Source organism: Streptomyces lasiicapitis, assembly GCF_014646335.1.
Taxonomy (GTDB): Bacteria; Actinomycetota; Actinomycetes; order Streptomycetales; family Streptomycetaceae; genus Streptomyces; species Streptomyces lasiicapitis.
The window spans coordinates 1-25,179 of the sequence record NZ_BMNG01000019.1 but is presented as its reverse complement, the minus strand read 5'-3'; the positions used below and the strand labels follow the sequence as shown (position 1 = coordinate 25,179).

The 25,179-nt window shown below is 69.8% G+C and carries 17 protein-coding genes; 10 read left to right on the top strand and 7 right to left on the bottom strand.

All coding sequences use genetic code 11. The features are described 5' to 3' along the window. Positions 1–3: 3 nt before the first annotated feature. From IEY91_RS34785 to eccCa, 5 genes are all read right to left on the bottom strand, one after another. The gene (locus IEY91_RS34785) at positions 4–4,761 is read right to left on the bottom strand and encodes a putative T7SS-secreted protein (RefSeq protein ID WP_189177033.1); all 4,758 of its coding nucleotides are present in this window, start codon (positions 4,759–4,761) and stop codon (positions 4–6) included. Continuing rightward, on the bottom strand, positions 4,761–5,423 hold the full coding sequence (locus tag IEY91_RS34780; RefSeq protein ID WP_189177032.1) for a hypothetical protein: 663 nt from the start codon (positions 5,421–5,423) through the stop codon (positions 4,761–4,763). The genes IEY91_RS34785 and IEY91_RS34780 overlap by 1 nt, the downstream gene beginning before the upstream one ends. Beyond that, complete coding sequence (locus tag IEY91_RS34775) at positions 5,420–5,971, bottom strand: hypothetical protein (RefSeq protein ID WP_229697431.1); 552 nt, start codon at positions 5,969–5,971, stop codon at positions 5,420–5,422. Before IEY91_RS34775 ends, IEY91_RS34780 begins: the two co-directional genes overlap by 4 nt. A 77-nt stretch (positions 5,972–6,048) precedes the next feature. Next, positions 6,049–6,387, bottom strand: a complete 339-nt coding sequence (locus IEY91_RS34770) for a DUF397 domain-containing protein (RefSeq protein ID WP_164319858.1) — start codon at positions 6,385–6,387, stop codon at positions 6,049–6,051. A 140-nt stretch (positions 6,388–6,527) separates the two neighbouring features. Then, on the bottom strand, positions 6,528–10,496 hold the full coding sequence (eccCa, locus tag IEY91_RS34765) for a type VII secretion protein EccCa (RefSeq protein WP_189177031.1): 3,969 nt from the start codon (positions 10,494–10,496) through the stop codon (positions 6,528–6,530). 396 nt (positions 10,497–10,892) lie between these two features. Between eccCa and eccD the strand changes: the two genes are divergently transcribed. The 7 genes from eccD (at position 10,893) to IEY91_RS34730 (ending at position 19,985) form a co-directional block, all read left to right on the top strand. Beyond that, entirely contained in the window at positions 10,893–12,419 is a 1,527-nt protein-coding gene (eccD, locus tag IEY91_RS34760; protein WP_164319854.1) for a type VII secretion integral membrane protein EccD, read from the top strand. Between the two features lie 93 nt (positions 12,420–12,512). Further along, on the top strand, positions 12,513–14,018 hold the full coding sequence (locus IEY91_RS34755; protein ID WP_189177030.1) for an outer membrane protein assembly factor BamB family protein: 1,506 nt from the start codon (positions 12,513–12,515) through the stop codon (positions 14,016–14,018). 323 nt (positions 14,019–14,341) lie between these two features. Next, the gene (rpsO, locus tag IEY91_RS34750) at positions 14,342–14,629 is read left to right on the top strand and encodes a 30S ribosomal protein S15 (protein ID WP_030363216.1); all 288 of its coding nucleotides are present in this window, start codon (positions 14,342–14,344) and stop codon (positions 14,627–14,629) included. A gap of 404 nt (positions 14,630–15,033) precedes the next feature. Beyond that, positions 15,034–17,268 carry a polyribonucleotide nucleotidyltransferase gene (locus IEY91_RS34745; protein WP_164319850.1) on the top strand — a complete coding sequence of 745 codons (2,235 nt, stop codon included), beginning with the start codon at positions 15,034–15,036 and terminating at the stop codon, positions 17,266–17,268. Positions 17,269–17,283: 15 nt separating this feature from the next. After that, positions 17,284–18,663, top strand: coding sequence for a M16 family metallopeptidase (locus IEY91_RS34740; protein ID WP_189177029.1), 1,380 nt, complete (start codon positions 17,284–17,286; stop codon positions 18,661–18,663). Positions 18,664–18,733: 70 nt separating this feature from the next. Next, the gene (gene dapB / locus IEY91_RS34735) at positions 18,734–19,486 is read left to right on the top strand and encodes a 4-hydroxy-tetrahydrodipicolinate reductase (RefSeq protein WP_189177028.1); all 753 of its coding nucleotides are present in this window, start codon (positions 18,734–18,736) and stop codon (positions 19,484–19,486) included. A gap of 46 nt (positions 19,487–19,532) precedes the next feature. Then, complete coding sequence (locus IEY91_RS34730; RefSeq protein ID WP_164319844.1) at positions 19,533–19,985, top strand: tetratricopeptide repeat protein; 453 nt, start codon at positions 19,533–19,535, stop codon at positions 19,983–19,985. 47 nt (positions 19,986–20,032) lie between these two features. Here the strand turns inward: IEY91_RS34730 and IEY91_RS34725 are convergent, their stop codons facing one another. Both IEY91_RS34725 and IEY91_RS34720 read right to left on the bottom strand, forming a co-directional pair. Next, positions 20,033–20,593 carry an SCO5741 family PH domain-containing membrane protein gene (locus IEY91_RS34725; RefSeq protein WP_189177027.1) on the bottom strand — a complete coding sequence of 187 codons (561 nt, stop codon included), beginning with the start codon at positions 20,591–20,593 and terminating at the stop codon, positions 20,033–20,035. 138 nt (positions 20,594–20,731) lie between these two features. Next, positions 20,732–20,971, bottom strand: a complete 240-nt coding sequence (locus IEY91_RS34720) for a hypothetical protein (RefSeq protein ID WP_164319840.1) — start codon at positions 20,969–20,971, stop codon at positions 20,732–20,734. A gap of 189 nt (positions 20,972–21,160) precedes the next feature. Here IEY91_RS34720 and thyX point away from each other — a divergent pair, with 189 nt between their 5' ends. From thyX to IEY91_RS34705, 3 genes are all read left to right on the top strand, one after another. Beyond that, on the top strand, positions 21,161–21,901 hold the full coding sequence (thyX, locus tag IEY91_RS34715) for an FAD-dependent thymidylate synthase (protein WP_164319838.1): 741 nt from the start codon (positions 21,161–21,163) through the stop codon (positions 21,899–21,901). A gap of 261 nt (positions 21,902–22,162) precedes the next feature. Then, positions 22,163–23,062 (top strand): 4-hydroxy-tetrahydrodipicolinate synthase, encoded by a 900-nt coding sequence (gene dapA / locus IEY91_RS34710; protein WP_189177026.1) that lies wholly within the window; start codon positions 22,163–22,165, stop codon positions 23,060–23,062. Between the two features lie 129 nt (positions 23,063–23,191). Further along, on the top strand, positions 23,192–24,877 hold the full coding sequence (locus IEY91_RS34705) for a ribonuclease J (RefSeq protein ID WP_164319833.1): 1,686 nt from the start codon (positions 23,192–23,194) through the stop codon (positions 24,875–24,877). Positions 24,878–25,179 lie beyond the last annotated feature (302 nt).

The window sequence follows — 25,179 nt, the reverse complement described above, 5'->3', positions numbered from 1 at the left end:
CCGTCACCACTTCGGACTCTCCACGACGATGTACGTTTGATAGTGCGTCGGAGTGTAGTAGATGGAGCCGTCGCTGCCCCACACTGTCCTCTCACCACCAGGCTTAGGATTGTCCCTCGAGGCCGGAGTTCCATACTCCAAATAGGTAATGGGATTTCCTGCGGGATCGTGGGTCGGGAGCGTATGGGCGCCATTCTTGCCGCTGTTGTTGAAGGGCTCCAGCGTCAAGTGGGGGCCATTCCACTGGCTTCCCCATCCGGTCGCATCGCCTCCATAATTCTTTACATCATCAATAGCATCCAGCGTTTCGCGCGGAACCGTGTCAGGTATCCAGCCGCCCAGCTTGCTTGTTTCGCCGAGTTGCGCACCAGATTCGAATCCTTCGGGAGGGCAACTGCCTGGGGCGAGACCGAGGTTGTCGGACCAGAGGTGAGGGTTGTTGACGTAGGTGGCGGGATTGGGTGTCGGTGCGAGACCGAGTGGGTCCGGGGACGTGTATCGAGCAGTTTCGGGATCATAGTGCCGAAAGTAGTTGTAATGCAGCCCCGTCTCCGGGTCGAAATACTGCCCCGGAAACCGCAGCGGCGTATACGCCGAACTCCCCGCCGACCAAGCCGTAGTCCCCCACAACGTGCTCCGCGTCCGCCAAGCGACCTCCCCCTCCTCGTCGACGAGTTCGCTCGGCGTGCCCACCAGGTCCGTGACGATGGCGAAGAAGCGGGAGTCGATCTCGGACTGGGGGGCGGTGGCCGGGTCGCCCGCCGAGATCCGCTCTGTCTGCGCAAGGGGACGTAACCCCTGGTGGTCCCAGGTCACCGTGACCGGATCCGGTAACCCGCCCCCCGCCGTCGTCTGTTCGCACAGCGTCGTCCCGTCCCACGTGAAGTCCACCCGCTCCACGACCGTCGACCCGTCCTCCGCCAGGCGGAGCTTGGCCGTGCGGCGGCCGAGGGGGTCGTAGGTGTAGCACCAGGTCACGCCGTCGGGGGTGACCGTCGACGTCAGGCGGTCCTCCGCGTCCCACGTGTAGCGCCACGTGTCCGGCTTGCGGGACAGGCGGAGCTTCTGGCGGAGGGTGATGCGGCCGAGGGCGTCGTGTTCGTAGCGGACGGAGCCCGCGCGGGTGATGGTCGTGCCGGAGTAGGCGCGGGGGCCGGTCGCCTCGTGGCCGGGGTGCGTCGACGGCCAGGACGCCGTCGTCTGGTTGCCCGCCTCGTCGTAGGCGTACGTCTCCGTCCAGTTGGCCGCGTGCACCGCGGTGACCCGGCCCGCCGCGTCGAGGTCGAATCGGCGGGTGCCGTTGAGGTGGTCGTCGACGCCGATGAGGTTGCCGTCCACGCGGTAGGAGTAGGCGCGGTGCTGGGCCGTGCGGCCGGCGGCGGTGACGTGCTGTGTGGTGAGGCGGCCCAGGTCGTCGAACGCGTTCGTGAAGGTGACGGAGTCGCCCACCTGGCGGGTGAGTTCGTGCCCCGCCGCGTCGTACGCGAAGTCGATGGTGCGGCCCGACGCCAGCAACCGGGTGCGGCGGCCCGCCGCGTCGTACGTCCAGGTGCTCGTCGCCCCGGCCGGCGTCGTGCGGCCGGTGCGGCGGCCCAGTGAGTCGTACGCGTACGTCAGCTCACGGCCGTCCACCGTCTCCGACCGCAGTCGGCCGAAGCGGTCCCGCAGCAGCACCAGGGCCGTGCCGTCCGGCCCCACCGCCTGTCCGAGCTGGTCCGTCAGGTCGTACGCGAACGTCGTGACGCGGCCGTCCGCGTCCTTGCGGGTGACCTGTCCCAAGGCATTGCGGTCGTACGCGACGGTCTGGCCGAGGGCGTTCGTACGGGAAAGCAGGCGGCCCGCCGGGTCGTGCCTGTAGGTGAGCGTACGGTCGTCGAAGTCGGACTCCGATATCAGGTGTCCGGCCGCGTCGTAGGCGTAGTTCCACCGCAGGCCCCCCGGGCCCGCGACCTCGGTGAGGCGCAGCTCGGTGTCGTGGGTGAACTCGTACCGCACCCCGTCCGGTCCCGCGCGGGCGGACAGCAGGTCGAAGTGGGTGTACTCGAAGCGCGAGACGGCACCCATCGCGTCCGTGTGGGTGGTGCAGTTGCCCTCGCCGTCGTACGTCCATGACTCCGCGCTGCCGTCCGGTGCCGTGCGCCGGGTGAGGAGTCCCTCGACGGACCAGTCCAGGTGGGTCGTCGCGCCCATCGGGTCCGTGATCGCCACCGGGCGGCCGAACGCGTCCCGGTCGATGCGGGTTGTGGCACCGAGCGGGTCGACGGTCTCGACAGGGAGGCCGACCGCGTCGCACCGCACGACAGTCGTGTTGCCGAGCGGGTCCGTGACCGAGGTGAGGCGGCCCGCCTCGTCGTACGTGAAGCGGGTCGTCTGCCCGGCCGGATCCGTGACGGCCGTGCGGTTGCCGCGCTCGTCGTACGACTGGCGTCGGACCGTGCCGTCCGGGGCCGTCACCCTCGTCGGCAGTCCCAGCTCGTTGTACTCGGCCCGTGCCTCGCGCCCGTCGGGGCGGGCCAAGGAGAGCAGGTTGCCGTCCGTGTCGTAGCGGAACGACGTGGTGTGGCCGAGCGGATCGGTGCGGGCGAGGAGCCGGTTGCGGTGGTCGTGCTCGTAGCGGGTGACCGCGCCGAGCGGGTCGATGTCGGCGACGACCTGCCAGGCGTCGTTGACGAGGAAGCGGCGGGTGTGGCCCTCGCCGGTGGTGGTCGTCGTCTGCCGCAGTCCGGTCGCGGGGTCGACGGAGTCGTACGCGAGACGCAGGCTCATGTGGCCCTCGGTGCCGCCCTCGGCCACACAGCGGTCCTGGTCGTCGTACGTGTAGGTGTAGCCGCGGTCGTTGGTGTCCGTCCACGACGTCACCCGGCCCGCCTCGTCGTACGTGAAACGCAGCGGCAGCCCCGAGGAGTTGACGACCTCCGTCAGGTGGCCGTCGGTGTAGCCGTAGCGCATCAGCTCCTGGTCCGCGACGACCGCGCCGACGGGAGCCGCGCCAGCCAGGCGCAGGGCGGTGACGCGACCGCCGTCCGTGGTGAGCCCCAGGCGGTAGCCGCCGCTGTGGACCAGGGACAGGGGCGCGCCCTCGGCGTCGTACTCGAAGGTGATCCAGTTGCCGTTGCGGTCGTCGATCTGCTCCAGGACCGCGAGGTCCTCGCCGCGGTCCGCGAAGTGCCGGACCCGGGACGTGTCCGGGTCCGTGATCGTGTAGCCGCCGTCCACGCGGTCGAGTGGCCGGGGCGGGCCGTGGGTCGGCAGGGTCGGCAGACCCGGCGCCGGATGCGGGTAGGCGAGCAGCAGGCCGTCCTCCGTCACGAAGACGACGCCCTCGGAGTCGATCTCGAGCCGTTGGTCGACCGTGGACGACCAGGAGGGACCGAACCAGCGCCCCAGCGTGTAGCCGGACTCCACCCGGCGCGTGAAGGCGAGCGGCAGCGCGCCCGGCAGCGTGACATCGGTCTGCGGCAGGAACATCTTGCCGGTCGCGAGGTCGACGGGGTCCGTGCCTCTGGTCGTCCTGGAGGCGTCGGGGTGGGTCTGCTTGTTGGGGCCGTCGCTCACGCGGTCGCGCGCCCCGCCCCGCTCGGTGGCGTCCCGCATCGCCCGCCCGGCACCGGCCCTGACCCCGCCCCGGGCGAACCCGGCACCCTTGGCCCCGATGGCCTCCGGCAGCAGCCTCCCCCCGAACTCGGACGGGTCCTTCTTGAAGCTCTCGTACGCGTCCTTGATCGCGCGGTCCGGGTGCGTGACCGTGGAGGCCAGACCGGCCAGCGTCGTATGGACGTTCTGTATGTGCTCGGCGGGATGCGTGATGTTGTACGGATCGGTTGGGTTGATGCCGCGTACGAAATTGACCAGGCCGGCGCCGCCCTTGATCACCCCACCCCCGACGTGGGCGAGCTCCGTGTTCGTCGCCTTGAAGGTGTCGGTCGCGTTCGACTTCAACCGGTCAAGGGCCGGCGGCTCGGCCGGGGCGTGCCGCACGGCGGCCTTGAGTACGACGGCGGCCGCGCGGCCCGCCTCGTCGCGCTGCCGACGCGCCTCGGCGAGCACCTCGTGGGCGCGCTCCATGTCGGCCTTGCCGGGATCCTTGAAGGGTTCTGGTCTGGGGCCCGGATCCTTGTCCGACGCGACGGCCGCGTTGTAGGTCATGACGCGCTTGTTGTACGCCTCGACCGCCGTGTCGGAGGCGCTCTTGCCCTTCTTGTACAGGTCGATGGCGTCCTGGGCCTGGCCCTGCGCCCACTTGACCGTGTCCGCGTAGGCGTCGAGGGCGCGGGCGGCTTGTTCGCAGGCGTCCGCGGCGTGCAGCCACTTGCCGGGGTGCACGGCGAATTTCTCGCGGAAGGTGCTCGCGGCCTCGCCCTTCCAGTGGGCGGAGTCGAGGCTGCGCATCCCCGTGCCGACCTTGTCGAAGGCCTTGTGGAAGTCCGCGAGGTGCCGGGCGCTCGCGCGGATCTTCCCCGGGTTGCCGTGGATCAGCTCGTTCGCCTGGTCGGTCTTGTCGAGCTGCGCCTCGTCGACGTCCGCGCCCAGCTTGGAGGCCGCGGACCTGCCCAAGTCCTCGACCCTGTCGGCGGTGCCGTCCGCGCCGATGCGGTCGAGTCCTTCGGCGGCCTTGCCGGTGCCCCACTCGATGCCTTCACCGGCGTACTTCTTCGTCGTGTCCCAGCCGTCCTCCGCCTTCTCCAGGCCGGAGTTGAGGCCGTCCTTCGCGGCGTCCTTCGTCGCGTTCCAGCCGTCTCCGATGTCGTCGAGGATGCCCATCAGCCGGTGTTCCCGCCCTGCTCGGGCTGATGGGGTGTGAACTGCCGGGACGTTTCTGCCCGCTCCTCGGCGGAGGGGCCGAAGGTGTCGTCGAGCATCCCTTCGTACTCCTCGTCGCTCTGACCGGTGAGGTTCTGGGGGCTCAGGGGCCCGGCCAGCGGCGAGGTCATGGCGTCACGGGCGGCGTCCTTGTAGCCCTGGCCGATGTTGTCCGTGGCCTTGTCGAACGAGTCGGCGCTGTAGTCCGGGTCGTCGAGGGGATGCTGTTTGATCAGCTCGCCCCAGCTCTTCTGCGTGACCTCTTCCTCGGTGGCGTAGGGATTGCCGTTGACCGAGTTCACGGCGATCTTGAGCGAGTTGCCCACGTACTGGTCGGTCTCGTAGAACGTCCCCGCTGAGAGCCCCACGCCCTGGGCGAAGTTGTTCCCCTCGTTGACCAGGGACCGCACGCCCCATTCCCAGCGCTCGCAGAAGGACTTGAGGCCGGCCACCAGCTCGCCGTGCCCCAGCTCCAGGTCTCCCAGGGCCAGCTCCTCGAAGCCACGACCGGCACCGGCCGTTCCGATCATGCCGAGTTCTTTGAGCTCGTCCAGCGTCAGGGTGATCCCTTGAGCGATCAGGTCCAGGCCGCCTGCCTGGAGGTCCTTCGCCTCGCCGCTCATCCCCGTGTCTCCCCGTTCGTGTCGATGTCCACGGCCACCGCGTCGGGGACGATCCCCGTGACGGGCGGGAACAGTGCCTCGTGTCCTTCGCTGCCTACGTCGAGTGCCACTCCGCACGGCACTCCGAGCGCCGGAATGACCCCGTCGAGGAGGCGGGCGCCGAGCAGGCGCTGGTAGTCCCAAGGGCGTGCCGCCTCGTCGCGCAGTACCGCGAACCGGGCAAGGGCCGCCTCGTCGGAGAAGGCGTAGATCCATCGGACGCCGTTGAATTCCGCGGTCAGCGGAGACGCGTCGTGCTCGTCGAGGGGTAACAGGACGGGGGCGCGCCGGAATTCGCCGAGGAGGGCGGCGAACTCGCGGCGCCTTCGCGCGGCGTGTTCGGCGTTGTTTGCTTCGGGGTCCGGTGGTCGGCCCTGCGACACGGGCTCGGCCGCCGGAATGGTCGTGTCCGCCAGCTCCGCGATCCGCGACCGCCGTGCGGGCTCCCGCGGAGGGCCGGATATGCCGTCCGCTGCACCGCCCTCGCCCCCGCCTTCGTCCGCGTTCATGAGCGGCACCTCACCTGCCCTTCACCGCCCACGCGTGCTGCTCCGGCGCGCCACGCCGCCTACTCCGCGTACACCGACTACTCCGCCTCGACCCCACCGTTCCGCGGCGAAGGCTCCAAGTCGAACTCCCCGTCCCGCGCCCCGAGGACGAACGCCGTCCACTCCGCCTCCGTGTAGCGCAGCACGGTCTCCGGTTCGAGGGACGACCGCATGGCCACGGCGCCCTCGGGCAGGTAGGCGATCTCGACGCGCTCCTCGTGCGTCTCGGTGCCCGGCGCGCTGTGCCATTCGACGCCGGAGATGTCGAGGGCGTAGAGCTCGTTCTTCTCGCGCTCCTTGCGTGCCTTGATCTCCTGCTCCGACTCCCGGCCCTGTTCCTGGCCCTGCTCCTGCGTCTGGTTCTGTGCATCGGCCATGGTGAGGCGGTTCCTTCCCGACGTACGGACGAACTGTGGGCTCAGACTACTTGTCACTGCGTGTGGGCCGGGGGCGTACAGGAAGCAACGGCTCACCCGGCCCGGGTCGTTCGGCCCGAACGGCCCGATCCCCGATCCGCTCAGTACGTCCCCTCCACCAACCCCGTCTGCACCAACGGCTTCCCCCGCTTCCGCGACACGAAGATCCCCCGCCCCGCGGGCATCGGCCGCGGCCGCACCCCGCCCAGGATGTCGCCCTCGGACGGGTCCCCGGCGAGCAGCACCCCCTGTGCGCCCAGTTCCTGCATCCGCTGCATGAACGGCTCGTACGCGGCCCGCCCCGCGCCCGCCGTCGAGCGGGCGATGACGAAGCGCACGCCCACATCCCGGGCGAAGGGGAGGAGTTCGGTGAGAGGGGCGAGCGGGTTGCCGCTGGACGTGGACACCAGGTCGTAGTCGTCGACGATCACGTACACCGTCGGGCCCTGCCACCAACTGCGCTCGCGGAGCTGCTGGGCGGTGACGTCGGCGGCGGGCGTGCGGCGCTTCATGAGGTCGGCCAGGGCGTTGACGTGGTGGTCCATGGCGTTGGACATGGGGATGTACTCGGCCAGGTGGGAGGCCGGGGTGACATCCAGGAGGGAGCGGCGGTTGTCGACGACGAAGAGCTTGCAGACGTCGCCGCTGTAGCGCTCCGAGAGCCGCCGGACGAGCAGGCGCAGCAGGTTGGACTTGCCCGACTCGCTCTCGCCGAGGACGAGGAAGAACGGGTCCTGCTCGAAGTCCACGAAGACCGGTTCGAGGTTGTCCTCGTCGAGGGCGAAGGAGACTCCCCGGTCAGGGAAGAGGTTCCCGGGCGGGAGTTGCGCGGCGGGCAGCTCGCGCGGCAGCAGCCGTACGGCGGGCGCGGCCGGTTCGGTCCAGTGCCGGGCGACCTCGGTGGCGAGCGCGGCCGTGGCCTCGGCGAGGTCGGTGTCGGAGGAGAGGCCGTCGACGCGCGGGACGGCCGCCATGAAGTGCTGCTTCTGCGGGTTCTGGCCCCGGCCGGGCACGCCGGCCGGGACATTGGCGGCGACCTTGCGGTCGAACTCGGAGTCCATCGTGTCGCCGAGGCGCAGTTCGAGGCGGTTCATCAGGTGGTCCTTGAGGTTCGCCCGGACCTCCATCGACCTGGACCCGGTGAGGATCAGATGGATGCCGTAGCCGAGGCCGCGGGCCGCGATGTCCAGGACGGCGGGCTCCAGGCCCTCGTAGTCCGCGCGGAAGTTGCCCCACCCGTCGATGACCAGGAAGACGTCACCCCACGGCTGGTCGGCGACGGAGATGCCGCCGCGGGCCCGGCGCGCCCGGAAGTCGGCGATCGAGGCGATGCCGGACGACCTGAAGTACTCCTCGCGGCGCGTCAGGACCGAGTAGACCTCGGCGAGCGTGCGCCGCACCCGCTCCGGGTCCAGGCGCGACGCGACCCCGCCCACGTGCGGCAGCCCGGCGACGGCCGCCATCCCGCCACCGCCGAAGTCCAGACCGTAGAACTGCACTTCCTGCGGAGTGTGGGTGAGCGCGAACGACGCGATCAGCGAGCGCAGCAGCGTCGACTTGCCCGACTGCGGCCCGCCCAGGATCTGCATATGGCCGGCCGCGCCCGAGAAGTCGCACCACAGCGGGTCACGGCGCTGCTCGTACGGCTTGTCGACCAGGCCGAGCGGTACGACGAGGCGGCCCGCCCCCTCGTACCCGGGCTGCGTGAGACCGCGACCGGGCACGGCGGTGAGCCCCGGAAGCAGCGAGTCCAGCGACGGCGGGCTGTCCAGGGGCGGCAGCCACACCTGATGGGCGGCCGGGCCCTGCGCCTCCAGGCGGCGCACGATGACGTCGAGGACGGTGTCGGCGAGCGCGTCGTCCGCCTCCGGGCCGGGCCGCGGGCGCGGCGGTGTCGTCGTCGCATACCGCACGGGCACCTCGGCGGCCGTGAACAGCACCGGTCGCCGATCCACGGGCCGTGGTCCGCCCAGGGCCGCGGCTTGCGCCGACCCCGATCGGTGCACCCCGGAGACGTACGCCGCCTTGAAGCGCACCATTTCGTCCGTACCGAACTTCAGATAGCCGGAACCGGGCACGTTCGGCAGCTGGTAGGCGTCCGGCACCCCGAGGGCCGCGCGGGACTCGGCGGCGGAGAACGTGCGCAGGCCCACGCGGTACGAGAGGTACGTCTCCAGACCGCGGAGCCGGCCCTCCTCCAGGCGCTGCGAGGCCAGCAGCAGATGCACGCCGAGCGACCGGCCGATGCGGCCGATCTGCACGAACATGTCGATGAAATCGGGCTTCGCGGTGAGCAGTTCGCTGAACTCGTCGATGACGAGGACCAGGGACGGGATGGGCTGGAGCGCGGCCCCGGCGGCGCGTGCCTTCTCGTAGTCGTGGATGTTCGCGTAGTTGCCCGCGTCGCGCAGGAGCTCCTGGCGGCGGTTGAGCTCGCCGCGGATGGAGTCGCCCATGCGGTCGACCAGCGTCAGATCGTCCGCGAGGTTGGTGATCACGGCGGCGACGTGCGGCATCTGCGCCATGCCCGCGAAGGTCGCGCCGCCCTTGAAGTCGGCGAGCACGAAGTTCAGGCTCTCGGAGGAGTGCGTGACAGCCAGGCCGAGGACCAGGGTGCGCAGCAGCTCCGACTTGCCGGAGCCGGTGGCTCCCACGCACAGGCCGTGCGGCCCCATGCCTTCCTGCGCCGCCTCCTTGAGGTCCAGCATCACGGGCCTGCCGTCCTCGCCGACGCCGATCGGGACACGCAGTCGCTCCGCCTGGGCGCGCGGGCGCCAGGTCCGGTTCGTGTCCACCGAGTCGGCGTCGCCGAGCCCGAGCAGCTCCGTGAAGTCCAGGTTGGCGAGCAGCGGCTGGCCGTCGTCGCCGCCCGACGCCATCCGCAGCGGAGCCAACTGCCGGGCGAGAGCCTCGGCGGCCTCGCGCGAGAGCAGGTCGGGCGTGCCGTCGTACACCAGACCGTGGCCCGACTCGAGGCGCAGCGACTTCGGCTGTACGACGACGGAGAGACCGCCGCGGCCGCTGCCCAGCTCGCCCGGCACGACCTCCACGATCGTGACGCCCTGCAACCCTTCGGGGGACGCCAGGACGGACGTCGGGGGCAGGGAGAGGCCGTCGAGCACGACGACGACGTGCGGCTCCTCCGACAGCGGTGTCCCGTTCGGGTGGAACCGGGGGCGGCCCTGGAGCCGGTCGGACAGCATCGCCTCCAGCTCCACCGGGTCGCCGGTGATCAGGCGGCGGCTGCCCGCCCCGTCCGCGGCGCCCTGCGCCTGGCAGTGCGGGAGCCACTTGGTCCACTCCCAGTGCGGGGCGGACTCGTGGCCCGCCGCGACCGCGACCAGCACATCGTCGGGGGAGTGCAGGGAGGCGAGCGAGGCGGTCAGCGCGCGGGCGGTGCCCCGCACCGCGTCCGGCTCACCGCTGACCGTCACGTGGTAGAAGGCGCGCAGGGACACCGCCATCGGCAGGGACTCGACGGTGCCGTGGGTGGCGAGGAAGCGCTGCATCGCGCCCGCGGTCAGCGGCTCGAGCTCGTCCACCGGCGCGGTCTCCGGGGGCACGAGCGGGGCGGCCAGGGCCTGCGAGCCGAGCCCGAGGCGCACCTGCCCGAAGTCCGCGTCCCCCGTGCGGCGCTCCCAGACCCGGCTGCCCTCGGCCACCAGGGCCCACAGCTGTTCGGGGGAGGGATGGAGGTAGTACTGGGCGTCGCGCTGCGCCTTCGCCGTACGCAGGGCGGCGCGGCGGGTCTGCTTCAGATACCGGAGGTAGTCGCGCCGCATGTCCGCCAACTGCCCCTGGGTGCCGCGGCGGTGACGGATCACCATCGCGATGGTCATCGCCAGTGTGGCGGTGACCATCACCATGCCCATGATCTTCATAAACGGATGCGAATTCGGCATGAAGAAGAACACCACGGAGCCACCCATGCCCAGCATGGGCAGGAGCTGCATCATCGTGCCCTCCTGCTGCCCGCGCGGCAGCTCGGGCGGAGGCTGAAGCACGATCTCGGCGCTGGGCACCTCGGACGGAAGAACCCGAGGCGGGCGCCTCACGATGATGTGGCTCACTGCGCATCAACCCCCTTGCCAGGCCCGGATGTTCCGCCCGCTGTCGCCGATTTTGCCGGACGAGGACCAGCGGCTGATCCTACTGACATCAGTCACCGCGAGGGGGCGATAGGGTGCTCGTCGTGCGCGTGAGCACACGCGAATCAAGCCGAGGCGCGGTCCGGGCAACAGGCCGAAGAATCAGGGCATTTCGTGCTACAAGGAGCCACGGAGAAGGGGCCCAGGCTCAAGAACCAGCCAGGTGAACCGATTTGCGCCGTGATGCCTCGCGTGATGCGGCACAGTCGTCGGGGGTGACACCGGCATCGGCGCGGTACCAGCACTGAATTGACGCAGCGTGACCACGCGCCAGTACCGGGGGCGTGATCATGTACCAGTACTGAGGGGGATCAGCAGGTGAGCACCACGGCCTCCGCGACGGCCACCACCGGTCGGCCCGGCCACGTGGCCACCACCGGGACCGGCGGCGGACTCGGCTTCTGCCGCGTCACCATCGTCGCGCCCGACAGCCGGATCGACGTGGCGCTGCCCGACGACATCCCGGTCGCCGACATCTACCCGGAGATCCTGCGGCTGTCCCGGCAGAGCCCGGCCGAAGGCGCTCCCGTGGGCTATCACCTCGTACGCAGGGACGGCGCCGTCCTCGACAGCGCCCGCTCCTTCGCGGCCCAGCGCATCCTCGACGGCGAACTCCTCACCCTGCGCCCCTTCTCGGCATCGCTGCCGCCCGCCGTCTACGACGACGTGTCCGACGCCGTCGCCTCGGCGGTGACGAGCGACCGCACGCTGTGGAACGGCGACCTGACCCGTGCCGCGGGCCTGATCGGTGGCGCCGTCCTGCCGGTCCTGCTGGCCTTCGTGACCTGGACCGCCGAGCCCCGCCACGACATGCACAGCTTCCCGGGCGTCCTCGCCGCCGTGGTGGGCCTGCTGCTGCTCACCTTCGCGTGCGTACGGGCGCGGATCTACGACGACCGGGCCGCGGCCGTCGCGCTCGGCCTCGGTGCGCTGCCGAACGTGGCGGTGGCGGGCTCCGGGCTGCTGCCGCTGACGGAGGGCGAGGGCATCGGCAGGCTCCAGTTCCTGCTCGCGTGCGCGGCGGTGCTGGTCGCCTCGGTGATCCTGACCCTGGTGTCGCCACGGGGGGACGGCCCGTTCGTCGCCTTCGTCTGCGCGTCCGCCATCGGCCTGTTCACGGTGTTCGCGGCGACCGTCTGGCGCATGGAGGCGGTCGAGACCGCCGCGCTGTGCTCCCCGCTGGCCGTGGGCGCCCTCGCCTTCCTGCCGGGGCTCGCCATGCGGTTCGCCCGCCTGCCCATCGGCTTCGACTCGCCGCACGCCGCCCGGCCCACGTACGGCGCCGACCTCGACCCCGACCCGGACCGCGCCCCCCAGGACCCGGTCGACGCCGACCGCATCGCCGCCCAGGCCCGCCGCGGCCACGAACTGCTCATCGGCCTCGTCGGCGGCTGCGCCCTGGTCTCCGTCGGCGCGGCGGCCGTCCTCGGCTTCTCCGACGACGGATGGGGACAGCTCCTCGCCCTGGCCACCGGCGTCGCGATGCTGACGCGCGCCCAGCTCTTCCGCTACACGGCCCAGGTCGCCGCCACCCTGGCCGCCGGCCTGGCCTGCCTGGTCCTGCTCGGCGTCGGCCTGTGCCTCAACCCCCCGCACAACCTGATGCGTGACGCCCTGAGCGGCGACACCGCGGCGCTCGACCTGCGCACCATCTGGCTCGTCGCCGCGATCGCGGCCGCCGCCACCCTCGCCACGGCCATCGGCCTGATCATGTCCCGCAGCGATGTGACCCCCTTCTGGGGCCGCTTCCTGGAGATCGCCGAGGTCTTCATCCTCCTCACGCTGCTGCCGCTGACCCTGGCGGTGTTCGACGTGTACGCCTCGGCGCGCGCGTTGACGAGCTGACGCGGGCGCCGACCGACCAGTCCGCCCGCGCCTCTTCCCCGGCTCCCTTCGAGGCACCCCTCCACCACTCCTTCCCGGAAAGGCACCGACAGCGTGAGTTTCGGCCCGCCTCCTTCAGAGTTCACCGAGTCCGCGCGGGTCGCGGACAGCGCCCGCAAGCAGCGTCGTACGAATGTGCTGGCCGGCCTCTCGTCCCTGCTGGCCTTCGTCCTGTGTGCGGGCGGCTGGATGCTGTGGGCCGGAGCCGACGACGAGAAGGAACAGCCGAAGCGCCCGACAGCCGCTCCTCAGGCACCGGACGACATACGGGAAACCGTCGAAGGAACCCCTCGGTCTGTGCAAGGCCGCCGGGATGTCGAGTACGTGGAAGAGGACCTGAAGAAGGACTACGGGCGGACATCGGTGCGCGCGCCCGGCGCCTGGGCCACGGACGAGGTGTTCGTGAAGGCCGTGGGGTCCACCCTGAAGGGATTCAAGCTCGGCAACTCCACCAAGGAGTGGTCGACCGACCTGGGCGGACCCATCTGCGATACCACGCGCCACGTCACCGCCGACGGCCGTACCGCCGTGCTCTTCCAGGGGCGAGAGCGAGGGGCCAAGGGAAAGGGCAAGTCGAAGCGGGAGGGCTCCAGCACGAAGAACGACCCGAATGTGTGCGGTCAACTGGCCTTCGTCGACCTGAACACAGGAAAGAAGCTGTGGCAGGTGAAGCTGCCCGCCGCCAAGGACGCTTTCGCACCGAACACAAACGTGACCATGACCCGAGGAACCGTGACTGTGGCATGGGGGCGAGGTTCCGTCGCGTACGACATGGACCGAGGAGAGCGGCTCTGGAGGAACACGGGGGCCAAGACCTGCCAGGACACCGGCTTCGCGGGCGGACGAGCCCTGCTCGCCCTGGTGACGTGCGGAGATCCCAGCGATCCCACCTACCGCGTTCAGTCCGTGGACCCGCGGTCGGGCGAGCCGAACTGGACGTACAAGGTCGCACGCGGCGTCAAGGGTGTGTACCTCGTGTCGTCCCAGCCGGCGGTGCTCGCCGTGTCCGCCGGTGACACCGTTCCGACCAATCTGATCACTCTCGACGACAAGGGTGAGTACCGGAGCACGATCGATCTGCCGGAGAAGCGCTACTTCGACCGCTGCTTCAACCCCTACGACAGTGTGGCCAAGGTGGAGACGTGCGACTCCATCGTGGTCGGCCGGGATCAGTTGTTCCTGGCTTCGAAGGACACCATGGACGGCAACTGGATCGTGTCGTTCGACCTTGCTACAGGTCGGACCGTCCGGAAGTTCGACCCACGGGACACCGGCGAGATCTACCCGGTGCGCATGAGTGGCGACAAGCTACTGGCCTTCCGGCCCGGACGCCTCTGGGCTGACTCGGCCGCTGTCGTCAGCCTGGATCCCCGTACGGGCAAGGAAACCCCTCTCCTCATTTTCAGCGTGCCCGACATCACTAGGCTGAGAGACCCGGAGCGAACCGACATCATCGTCGAGAGCGGCCGCGTCTACCTTGCTCCTCGAGAGCTCAGCCCCAAGCTGAGCGGAGAGTGGAAGGGCATCGCCTACGGCGCCCTCGGCGTCGAGCCCTCGTGACCTCGGAGGCCTCGCCGCCACGATCATGGCACCGAGGCCTCCTCACCTCCCGCCGAGGCGGTCCGCCCAGCCTGGTACTCTGTGTAACGCCCGCCTGTCTGCGCACCCCAAGGCCCCCGGCCAAGGCTCGCGCCCCGCGGCACCCCGCCTCCCAAGGCGGACCCACCCGACCAGGTGGACCCCACCTCCCAAAGGTGGATCCGGCCTGTCCAGGGTGGACCCCACCTGTCCAAGGTGGACCGACGCCTCCCGAGTCACCGAAGCCCCCCTGAGAAGCAGACCAGGGGCACTCGAAGGCACCAAAGACATCACAAGGAGTACGCGTGTCGCTCGACGCCGCTACGAAGAAGCAGATCATGACCGAGTTCGGCCAGAAGGAGGGCGACACCGGCTCCCCCGAGGTCCAGGTGGCGCTGCTTTCCCGCCGCATCTCGGACCTGACCGAGCACCTGAAGACGCACAAGCACGACCACCACTCCCGTCGTGGTCTGCTGATCCTCGTCGGCCAGCGTCGCCGTCTGCTGCAGTACCTGGCCAAGAAGGACATCCAGCGCTTCCGTGCCCTGGTTGACCGGCTCGGCATCCGCCGCGGCGCGGCGGGCGCCAAGTAAGACGCCGTGAAGGGAGCGGTTCCCACTCGAAGCACTCGAAGGGGGCCGCTCCCTTTGCTGTACGTGCGCGATGTCACCGCCCGTTTGTAGTCTGGTGACGTCCGGCACAGTACGGACGCCGGGCGCGAGCCCGGACGGGACGCATCCGCCAGGAGCGTCCAGCAGGACAAATCCATAGGAGAAGCGCACCCAGCCGCCGCCGGTCCTCGGTAGTGGCCCCCGGGATACGAAAAAGACGAACCCCGGGTGCTTCGATCGAAGACCGGCCCGCACCCACGGCGCGCTTCTCCCACCACCGCACAGCCGCACGGGCTCACGGTGGAAAACCCCAGGCCACACGGGCCCGGGGAAACTCCCCGGCCACACGGGCCCGGGAGCGAAGACGATACGTAGGAGAACCGCTAGTGGAGAACGAGACCCACTACGCCGAGGCCGTCATTGACAACGGCACCTTCGGCACCCGCACCATCCGCTTCGAGACGGGCCGCCTGGCCCGTCAGGCCGCCGGCTCCGCCGTGGCCTACCTGGACGACGACACCATGGTGCTGTCGGCCACCACCGCTTCCAAGAAGCCCAAGGACCAGCTCGACTTCTTCCCCCTCACGGTGGACGTCGAGGAGCGGCAGTACGCCGCAGGCAAGATCCCCGGCTCCTTCTTCCGTCGTGAGGGCCGCCCCTCCGAGGACGCGGTCCTGACCTGCCGCCTGATCGACCGCCCGCTGCGTCCTTCCTTCAAGAAGGGCCTGCGCAACGAGATCCAGATCGTCGAGACGATCATGGCGCTCAACCCCGACCACCTGTACGACGTGGTCGCGATCAACGCCGCCTCCTGCTCCACGCAGCTGGCCGGCCTGCCCTTCTCGGGCCCGATCGGCGGCACCCGCGTGGCCCTCATCAAGGGCCAGTGGGTCGCCTTCCCGACGCACACCGAGCTCGAGGACGCCGTCTTCGACATGGTCGTCGCCGGTCGCGTCCTCGAGGACGGCGACGTCGCGATCATGATGGTCGAGGCCGAGGCCACCGAGAAGACCATCCAGCTGGTGAAGGACGGCGCCGAGGCCCCGACCGAAGAGGTCGTCGCCGCCGGTCTGGAAGCCGCGAAGCCCTTCATCAAGGCCCTCTGCAAGGCCCAGTCGGACCTCGCCGCCAAGGCCGCCAAGCCCACCGGCGACTTCCCGGTCTTCCTGGACTACCAGGACGACGTGCTCGAGGCCCTGACCGCCGCGGTCAAGACCGAGCTCGCCCAGGCGCTCACCATCGCCGGCAAGCAGGAGCGCGAGGCCGAGCTGGACCGCGTCAAGGAGATCGCCGGCGAGAAGCTGCTCCCGCAGTTCGAGGGCCGCGAGAAGGAGATCTCCGGTGCCTACCGCGCGCTGACCAAGAAGCTGGTCCGCGAGCGCATCATCAAGGACAAGGTCCGCATCGACGGCCGCGGCGTCACGGACATCCGTACGCTCGCCGCCGAGGTCGAGGCCATCCCGCGCGTGCACGGCTCGGCGCTGTTCGAGCGTGGCGAGACCCAGATCCTGGGCGTCACCACCCTCAACATGCTCCGCATGGAGCAGCAGCTGGACACCCTCTCCCCGGTGACCCGCAAGCGCTACATGCACAACTACAACTTCCCGCCCTACTCGGTCGGTGAGACCGGCCGCGTCGGCTCCCCGAAGCGCCGCGAGATCGGCCACGGCGCGCTCGCCGAGCGCGCCATCGTGCCGGTCCTGCCGACGCGCGAGGAGTTCCCCTACGCGATCCGTCAGGTGTCCGAGGCCCTCGGCTCCAACGGCTCGACGTCCATGGGCTCGGTCTGCGCCTCCACCATGTCGCTGCTGAACGCCGGTGTGCCGCTGAAGGCCGCCGTCGCCGGTATCGCCATGGGTCTGATCTCCCAGGAGATCGACGGTGACACGCACTACGTCGCCCTCACCGACATCCTCGGTGCGGAGGACGCGTTCGGTGACATGGACTTCAAGGTCGCCGGTACGAAGCAGTTCGTGACCGCCCTGCAGCTCGACACCAAGCTCGACGGCATCCCCGCCTCGGTCCTGGCCGCCGCGCTGAAGCAGGCCCGTGACGCGCGTCTGCACATCCTCGACGTGATGAACGAGGCGATCGACGTTCCGGACGAGATGTCCCCGAACGCGCCGCGCATCATCACCGTCAAGATCCCGGTGGACAAGATCGGTGAGGTCATCGGCCCGAAGGGCAAGATGATCAACCAGATCCAGGAGGACACCGGCGCCGACATCACGATCGAGGACGACGGCACCATCTACATCGGTGCCGCCGACGGCCCGGCCGCCGAGGCCGCCCGCGCCACGATCAACGGCATCGCCAACCCGACCATGCCGGAGGTCGGCGAGCGCTACCTGGGCACGGTCGTGAAGACGACCACCTTCGGCGCGTTCGTGTCCCTGCTCCCGGGCAAGGACGGCCTGCTGCACATCTCGCAGATCCGCAAGCTCGCCGGCGGCAAGCGCGTGGAGAACGTCGAGGACGTCCTCGGTGTGGGCCAGAAGGTCCAGGTCGAGATCGCCGAGATCGACTCCCGCGGCAAGCTCTCCCTCATCCCCGTGGTCGAGGGCGAAGAGGGCGACGAGGCCGAGTCCGACAGCGGCTCCGCCGCGGATTCCGACAAGTAAGGACGACACCCACAAGTGACGTCGCGTAGCACCACGACGACGGCCCGCACCTCCTCGGAGGCGCGGGCCGTCGCCCGTACCCAAACCCTCATCAAGGGCCAGAACGGCATCGGCACGGTCCGCAAGACCACCCTCCCCGGGGGCCTGCGCATCGTCACCGAGACGCTCCCGTCCGTCCGCTCGGCGACCTTCGGCATCTGGGCCCACGTGGGCTCACGGGACGAGACCCCGTCCCTGAACGGCGCCACGCACTACCTGGAGCACCTGCTCTTCAAGGGCACCAAGAAGCGCAGCGCCCTGGACATCTCCTCCGCGATCGACGCGGTCGGCGGCGAGATGAACGCGTTCACGGCCAAGGAGTACACGTGCTACTACGCGCGCGTGCTCGACACCGACCTGCCGCTGGCCATCGACGTCGTCTGCGACATGCTGACCGGCTCGCTGATCCTCCAGGAGGACGTGGACGCCGAGCGCGGCGTCATCCTCGAAGAGATCGCGATGACGGAGGACGACCCGGGCGACTGCGTGCACGACCTGTTCGCGCACACGATGCTCGGCGACACCCCGCTGGGCCGCCCGGTCCTCGGCACCGTCGACACGATCAACGACCTGACCGCCGAGCGCATACGCCGCTTCTACAAGAAGCACTACGACCCCACCCATCTGGTCGTCGCGGCCGCCGGCAACGTCGACCACCAGAAGGTCGTCCGCCAGGTCCGCGCCGCCTTCGAGAAGGCCGGCGCACTGGACCGCACGGACGCGACCCCCCTCGCGCCGCGCGACGGCTCCCGCCGCCTGACCACGTCCGGCCGCGTCGAGCTGATCGACCGCAAGACCGAGCAGGCCCACGTCATCCTCGGTATGCCCGGCCTCGCCCGCACCGACGAGCGCCGCTGGGCCCTCGGCGTCCTGAACACCGCGCTGGGCGGCGGCATGTCGTCGCGCCTGTTCCAGGAGGTCCGCGAGAAGCGCGGCCTGGCGTACAGCGTGTACTCGTACACCTCCGGATTCGCCGACACCGGCCTCTTCGGCGTGTACGCGGGCTGCCGCCCGAGCCAGGTGCACGACGTCCTGAAGATCTGCCGCGACGAGCTGGACCACGTCGCGCAGCACGGCCTGACGGACGACGAGATCGCCCGCGCCATCGGCCAGCTCGCGGGCTCCACCGTCCTCGGCCTCGAGGACACCGGCGCGCTGATGAACCGTATCGGCAAGAGCGAGCTGTGCTGGGGCGGGCAGATGTCGGTCGACGACATGCTCGCCAAGATCTCGGCGGTCACGCCCGACGAGGTCCGCGAAGTGGCCAGGGACGTCCTGGGCCGGCGCCCCTCGCTCTCCGCGATCGGCCCGATCCAGGACAAGCAGGCGGCGCGTCTGCACGACGCGGTCGCCTAGCAGCGCCGACCGACCGAGGGCCCGGCTCCCGTAAGGGACGAGGGCCCAACTCCCGTAAGGAATGAAGGACATGAGCAAGCTGCGCGTGGCGGTCATCGGTGCCAAGGGCCGGATCGGCTCCGAGGCGGTGCGGGCCGTCGAGGCCGCCGCCGACATGGAGCTGGTCGCCGCTCTCGGGCGGGGCGACGGCCTGGAGACGCTGGTCGAGTCCGGCGCCCAGGTCGTGGTCGAGCTGACCACCCCGTCGTCGGTGATGGACAACCTCGACTTCTGCGTACGTCACGGCATCCACGCCGTCGTCGGTACGACGGGTTGGACCGACGAGCGCCTCGCGCGGCTGCGTACCTGGCTGGCCGCGTCGCCGGAGACCGGCGTGCTCATCGCGCCGAACTTCTCCATCGGCGCGGTCCTGACGATGAAGTTCGCGCAGATCGCGGCGCCGTACTTCGAGTCGGTCGAGGTCGTCGAGCTGCACCACCCGAACAAGGCCGACGCCCCCAGCGGCACCGCGACGCGCACCGCCCAGCTCATCGCCGCCGCCCGCGCGCAGGCGGGCAGCGCCCCGCAGCCGGACGCCACGGAGACGGCGCTCGACGGGGCTCGCGGCGCCAATGTCGACGGCGTCCCCGTGCACGCCGTGCGCCTGCGCGGCCTCCTGGCCCACCAGGAGGTGCTGCTCGGCGGCGAGGGCGAGACCCTCACCGTCCGGCACGACTCGCTGCACCACAGCAGCTTCATGCCGGGCATCCTGCTCGGCGCCCGCCGGGTGGTGTCCACGCCGGGCCTGACCTTCGGCCTGGAACACTTCCTGGACCTCGGCTGACCCGGCAGAGAACCCAGTGACCCGGGAAAAGAACTAGAAGAACTCCATGCGAGCGAAGATCACCTACGCCGTCACGGCTGCCGTCCTGGTCGTCTACTTCGTCCTGGTCGGCAGCCGCGGCGTGCTCCTGATACAGCACGGCACCCTGCTGACCGTCACCTTCGGCGTCGCGGTGCTCATCCTGCCGGTCATCGGCGTCTGGTTCCTGTGGCAGAACACGCGGTTCGTGCGGCGCGCGAACCGCCTGGCCGCCGAGCTGGAGGCCGAAGGCGGCCTGCCCGTGGACGAGTTGAAGCGCACGCCGAGCGGCCGCATCGACCGCGACTCGGCCGACGAGGTCTTCTCCCGGCGCAAGGCCGAGACGGAGGACACCCCCGACGACTGGCGCTGCTGGTTCCGCCTCGCCGTGGCCTACCACGACGCCCGGGACACGCCCCGGGCACGCAAGGCCATGCAGAGGGCGATCGCGCTGCACGAGGGCAGGGCGCTGAGCGCGTAGCGCGCCGGCAGCGAGCCCGGCCGGCGTCGCCGCCAGGCCCTTTGGGGCTATGCCGTACGCCGGTACTCCTCGGCCCACACCTCGATGGTGTCGGCCGCCCGGTCGAAGGCGGTGCGCCGCGCCAGGAAGTCCGCGTTCCGGTCGGTGAGGAGCAGCCGCTGCTCGCCCGTGGCACGGTCCTTGCGTACGAGGATCAGGGCCTGCCCCTGCACGGTGCGGGGCAGCCCGAGCCACCGCACCGGCTGCTGGGCCGTACGCACGGACGCGACCTGCGCCCACGGCACCGTGTGCGTGGTCAGGAAGGCAACCCGGCGCAGCCCCTGCGCGCTCACCCAGGTGCCCATGCGCAGCAGCCGCAGGGCGGCGGCGATGATGAGGACGGCCAGGCCCGCGCAGGCCGCGGCACCCGGCAGGGCGTCGGCGGCGGCGATGATCACGGCGGCCACGAGGACGTACGAGGCGAGGAGCAGCAGCACGGCCGCGGCGGCGACGCGCCAGGGGCCGGGGCGGTAGGGCCGGCGCCAGCGGTCGCGGTCCTCGAAGGGCAGCGCGGCGTCGTCCACCACGTCGTCGAAAGCGCGGTCCGCGGTCAGGAAAGGCAGGGGCACGGCTGATCCTCACTCAATCCATGGGCTGTGCCCGGTGAGGTTATCGAGCCGTGCTCCCTGCTACCACCCTTGGGGGGCCAAGGGGGCTATCGCCGCCGCCAGGGGCCATCGGTGACTGTCGGCGGCCATCAGCGGCCGTCAGCGCCCCTCGGACGCCTCGGACTGCTGGGTCTTGGCGGGCGACTGGTCTGCTGACATCGCGGGCATCCCGAAGAGCAGGGAGCCCACCAGGCCGGCCACCACGGTGAGGCCCATGAGCGTGCGGCCTGCTATCTGACCGGCCGTGGCGCGCTCACGGGGTGGGGGAGTGACATTGCTGCGGAACTTGTCGGCTTCGGCGATGAAGGCGAAGGGTACGGGCTCTCGCCGGCGGAACATGGGGCGCGCTTCTCCTCACGAGTCTCGAACGGAACTCTGTTGACTAGACAGACGCTCGAATCGCCCAAAAGGTGCCCTGTTTCGGCAAATTCGTCGAAGATTGTCAGGACGGGTCACCGGACGGCCGATTGTCAGTGCCGGGCCATAGAGTGGGCGCCGCCCGAAGATGCACATGGAAGGACCCCGCCAGTGAGCGAGACCCCAGCCGAAGACCTCAAGCCCAGCTTCCGCAGCGATGTGACGGTCGAGCTGGTCAAGCATGCCGCGACCGACCAGGACGTCCTGTGGGCGGCGCGGGTCTCGACCGCGGGCGAGCAGTCCCTGGACGAGCTGAAGAAGGACCCGGAGCGCTCCAAGGGCCTGATCAACTACTTGATGCGGGACCGCCACGGCAGCCCCTTCGAGCACAACTCGATGACGTTCTTCATCACCGCCCCGATCTTCGTCTTCCGCGAGTTCATGCGCCACCGCGTCGGCTGGTCGTACAACGAGGAATCGGGCAGGTACAGGGAGCTCCAGCCCGTCTTCTACGTCCCCGACGAGTCCCGCAAGCTCGTCCAGGAAGGCCGCCCGGGGAAGTACGTCTTCGTCGAGGGCACCCAGGCCCAGCAGGAGCTGACGGGCCGCGTCATGGAGGACTCCTACCGCCAGGCGTACGAGGCGTATCAGGAGATGCTGGCCGCGGGCGTGGCCCGCGAAGTCGCCCGCGCGGTCCTGCCGGTGGGCCTCTTCTCGTCGATGTACGCGACGTGCAACGCCCGTTCCCTGATGCACTTCCTCGGCCTGCGCACGCAGCACGAGCTCGCCAAGGTCCCGTCCTTCCCGCAGCGGGAGATCGAGATGGTCGGCGAGAAGATGGAGCAGGAGTGGGCCAGGCTCATGCCGCTCACGCACGCGGCGTTCAACACCAACGGCCGCGTCGCGCCGTGACCCCAGGGGGCGTGCGACCGCGCACGCCCCCGCCCGTCGGTCCCCATGAGGCGCGGACGCGCGGCTCCTTGAGGCACTGATGTGCGGATGAGCCGAGCGAAGTGTCCGTATTGCGGCATTTCTAGAAGTTCATCTAGCCTGATCAAACGGACCCGGCACTGCTTGAACCCCCGAGCAGGCAGTGCCGGGCTCCTTCCTCGTCAGGCCCTGTGCGTCACCCGAGGGGCGACCCCGCGCTGAGCAGCGAGTAGCGTGTTACCCATGGCTCCGACCTCCACTCCGCAGACCCCCTTCGGGCGGGTCCTCACCGCCATGGTCACGCCCTTCACGGCGGACGGCGTACTCGACCTCGACGGCGCGCAGCGGCTCGCCGCCCACCTGGTGGACGCAGGCAACGACGGCCTGATCGTCAACGGCACCACCGGCGAGTCCCCGACCACCAGCGACGCGGAGAAAGCAGAGCTCGTTCGAGCCGTAGTGGACGCCGTCGGAGACCGCGCCCACGTGGTGGCCGGAGTCGGCACGAACGACACCCGCCACAGCATCGAGCTCGCCCGCGCAGCCGAGCAAGCCGGCGCACACGGCCTGCTCACCGTCACGCCGTACTACAACAAGCCCCCGCAAGAGGGCCTCTTCCGGCACTTCAGCGCGATCGCCGACGCCACCGAGCTGCCGGTGATGCTGTACGACATCCCCGGCCGCAGCGGCGTACCGATCAACACCGAAACGATCGTGCGCCTCGCCGAGCACCCGCGTATCGTCGCCAACAAGGACGCCAAGGGTGACCTGGGCCGCGCGAGCTGGGCCATCGCCCGCTCCGGCCTCGCCTGGTACTCCGGCGACGACATGCTCAACCTGCCGCTGCTCTCGGTCGGCGCGTGCGGCTTCGTCTCGGTCGTCAGCCATGTCGTCACCCCCGAGCTGCGCGCGATGATCGACGCGTACACCAACGGCGACGTACAGAAGGCGACCGAGATCCACCAGAAGCTGCTCCCGGTCTTCACGGGCATGTTCCGTACGCAGGGTGTGATCACCACCAAGGCGGCGCTCGCCCTGCAGGGCCGCCCCGGCGGACCCCTGCGTCTGCCGCTGGTCGAACTCTCACCCGAGGAGACGGCCCAGCTCAAGATCGATCTTGCCGCCGGCGGGGTACAGCTCTAAACACAGACTTCACAACTGAATAGCCAACACCGCAGGCCACATGCCTGCACTCACACAACTGCTACTGCACGAACGTCACGCGCGCCACGTGCCCCGGAGGTACGTGGCGCGTGTGGTGAGGAGAGTCTTTTGAGTCATCCGCATCCTGAACTCGGCGCTCCGCCGAAGCTTCCGAAGGGCGGCCTGCGGGTCACCCCGCTCGGCGGCCTCGGCGAGATCGGCCGCAACATGACCGTCTTCGAGTACGACGGGCGTCTTCTGATCGTCGACTGCGGAGTGCTCTTCCCCGAGGAGGAGCAGCCCGGAATCGACCTGATCCTGCCGGACTTCACGTCCATCAGGGACCGCCTCGACGACATCGAGGGCATCGTCCTCACGCACGGCCACGAGGACCACATCGGCGGCGTCCCCTACCTCCTGCGCGAGAAGCCGGACATCCCGCTGATCGGCTCCAAGCTGACCCTCGCCCTGATCGAGGCCAAGCTCCAGGAGCACCGCATCCGGCCCTACACGCTCGAGGTCGCCGAGGGGCACCGCGAGCGCGTCGGCCCCTTCGACTGCGAGTTCGTCGCCGTCAACCACTCCATCCCGGACGCGCTCGCGGTCGCCATCCGCACGCCCGCTGGCATGGTGGTGCACACCGGCGACTTCAAGATGGACCAGCTCCCGCTGGACCGGCGCCTGACCGACCTGCACGCGTTCGCGCGTCTGAGCGAGGAGGGCATCGACCTCCTTCTCTCCGACTCGACGAACGCCGAGGTCCCGGGCTTCGTCCCGCCGGAGCGCGACATCTCGAACGTGCTCCGCACGGTCTTCGCGGGCGCCCGCAAGCGGATCATCGTGGCCAGCTTCGCCAGCCATGTGCACCGCATCCAGCAGATCCTCGACGCGGCACACGAGTACGGCCGCCGGGTCGCCTTCGTGGGCCGTTCGATGGTCCGCAACATGGGCATCGCCCGTGACCTCGGCTATCTGAAGGTCCCGCCGGGCCTGGTCGTCGACGTCAAGACCCTCGACGACCTGCCGGACCACGAGGTCGTCCTGGTCTGCACGGGTTCCCAGGGCGAGCCGATGGCCGCGCTCTCCCGCATGGCCAACCGGGACCACCAGATCCGCATCGTCTCGGGCGACACGGTGATCCTGGCGTCGTCGCTCATCCCGGGCAACGAGAACGCGGTCTACCGCGTCATCAACGGCCTGACCCGCTGGGGCGCCAACGTCGTCCACAAGGGCAACGCCAAGGTGCACGTCTCGGGCCACGCCTCGGCCGGTGAGCTGCTGTACTTCTACAACATCTGCAAGCCGAAGAACCTGATGCCGGTCCACGGCGAATGGCGCCACCTGCGCGCCAACGCCGAGCTGGGCGCCCTCACCGGCGTCCCGCACGACCGCATCGTCATCGCCGAGGACGGCGTCGTCGTCGACCTCGTCGAGGGCAAGGCCAAGATCGTCGGCAAGGTCCAGGCGGGATACGTGTACGTCGACGGCCTCTCGGTCGGCGACGTGGGCGAGCCCGCGCTGAAGGACCGCAAGATCCTCGGGGACGAGGGCATCATCTCGGTCTTCGTGGTGGTCGACTCGTCCACCGGCAAGATCACCGGCGGCCCGCACGTCCAGGCCCGCGGTTCCGGCATCGAGGACTCGGCCTTCAACGCGGTCATCCCGAAGGTCCAGGAAGTCCTGGAGAAGTCGGCCCAGGACGGCGTCGTCGAACCCCACCAGCTGCAGCAGCTCATCCGCCGCACGCTGGGCAAATGGGTCTCGGACAACTACCGCCGACGCCCGATGATCCTGCCCGTCGTCGTCGAGGTCTGACCCTCACGACTGCGTGAGCTCCGGAGCGGGGCGCCTCGATTTGCATCGGGGCGCCCCGCTCCGTTAGGTTTACGGCTCCGCCAGCGAGGGAAGCCCCGAGCACTCACGTGCCAGGGACCGACCCGAGCGGGGCGGGAATTCCGACTCAGAATCTCTGATAAAGTCGGAGTCGCCGGAAAGGGAAACGCGAAAGCCGAAAGGCTGGAGCGGGAACCGGAAAGGCACCGAGGAAGTCGGACACGAAAGAGTCTGATAGAGTCGGAAACGCAAGAACAAAAGAAACACCGAAGGGAAGCGCCCGG

Bases quoted from the DNA above. Each gene is read 5' to 3' on its own strand.
- IEY91_RS34770 (WP_164319858.1), bottom strand. From the start codon at position 6,387: ATGGCCGATGCACAGAACCAGACGCAGGAGCAGGGCCAGGAACAGGGC.
- IEY91_RS34730 (WP_164319844.1), top strand. From the start codon at position 19,533: ATGCGAGCGAAGATCACCTACGCCGTCACGGCTGCCGTCCTGGTCGTC.
- dapA (WP_189177026.1), top strand. From the start codon at position 22,163: ATGGCTCCGACCTCCACTCCGCAGACCCCCTTCGGGCGGGTCCTCACC.
- IEY91_RS34720 (WP_164319840.1), bottom strand. From the start codon at position 20,971: ATGTTCCGCCGGCGAGAGCCCGTACCCTTCGCCTTCATCGCCGAAGCC.
- IEY91_RS34780 (WP_189177032.1), bottom strand. From the start codon at position 5,423: ATGAGCGGCGAGGCGAAGGACCTCCAGGCAGGCGGCCTGGACCTGATC.
- dapB (WP_189177028.1), top strand. From the start codon at position 18,734: ATGAGCAAGCTGCGCGTGGCGGTCATCGGTGCCAAGGGCCGGATCGGC.
- IEY91_RS34775 (WP_229697431.1), bottom strand. From the start codon at position 5,971: ATGAACGCGGACGAAGGCGGGGGCGAGGGCGGTGCAGCGGACGGCATA.
- IEY91_RS34785 (WP_189177033.1), bottom strand. From the start codon at position 4,761: ATGGGCATCCTCGACGACATCGGAGACGGCTGGAACGCGACGAAGGAC.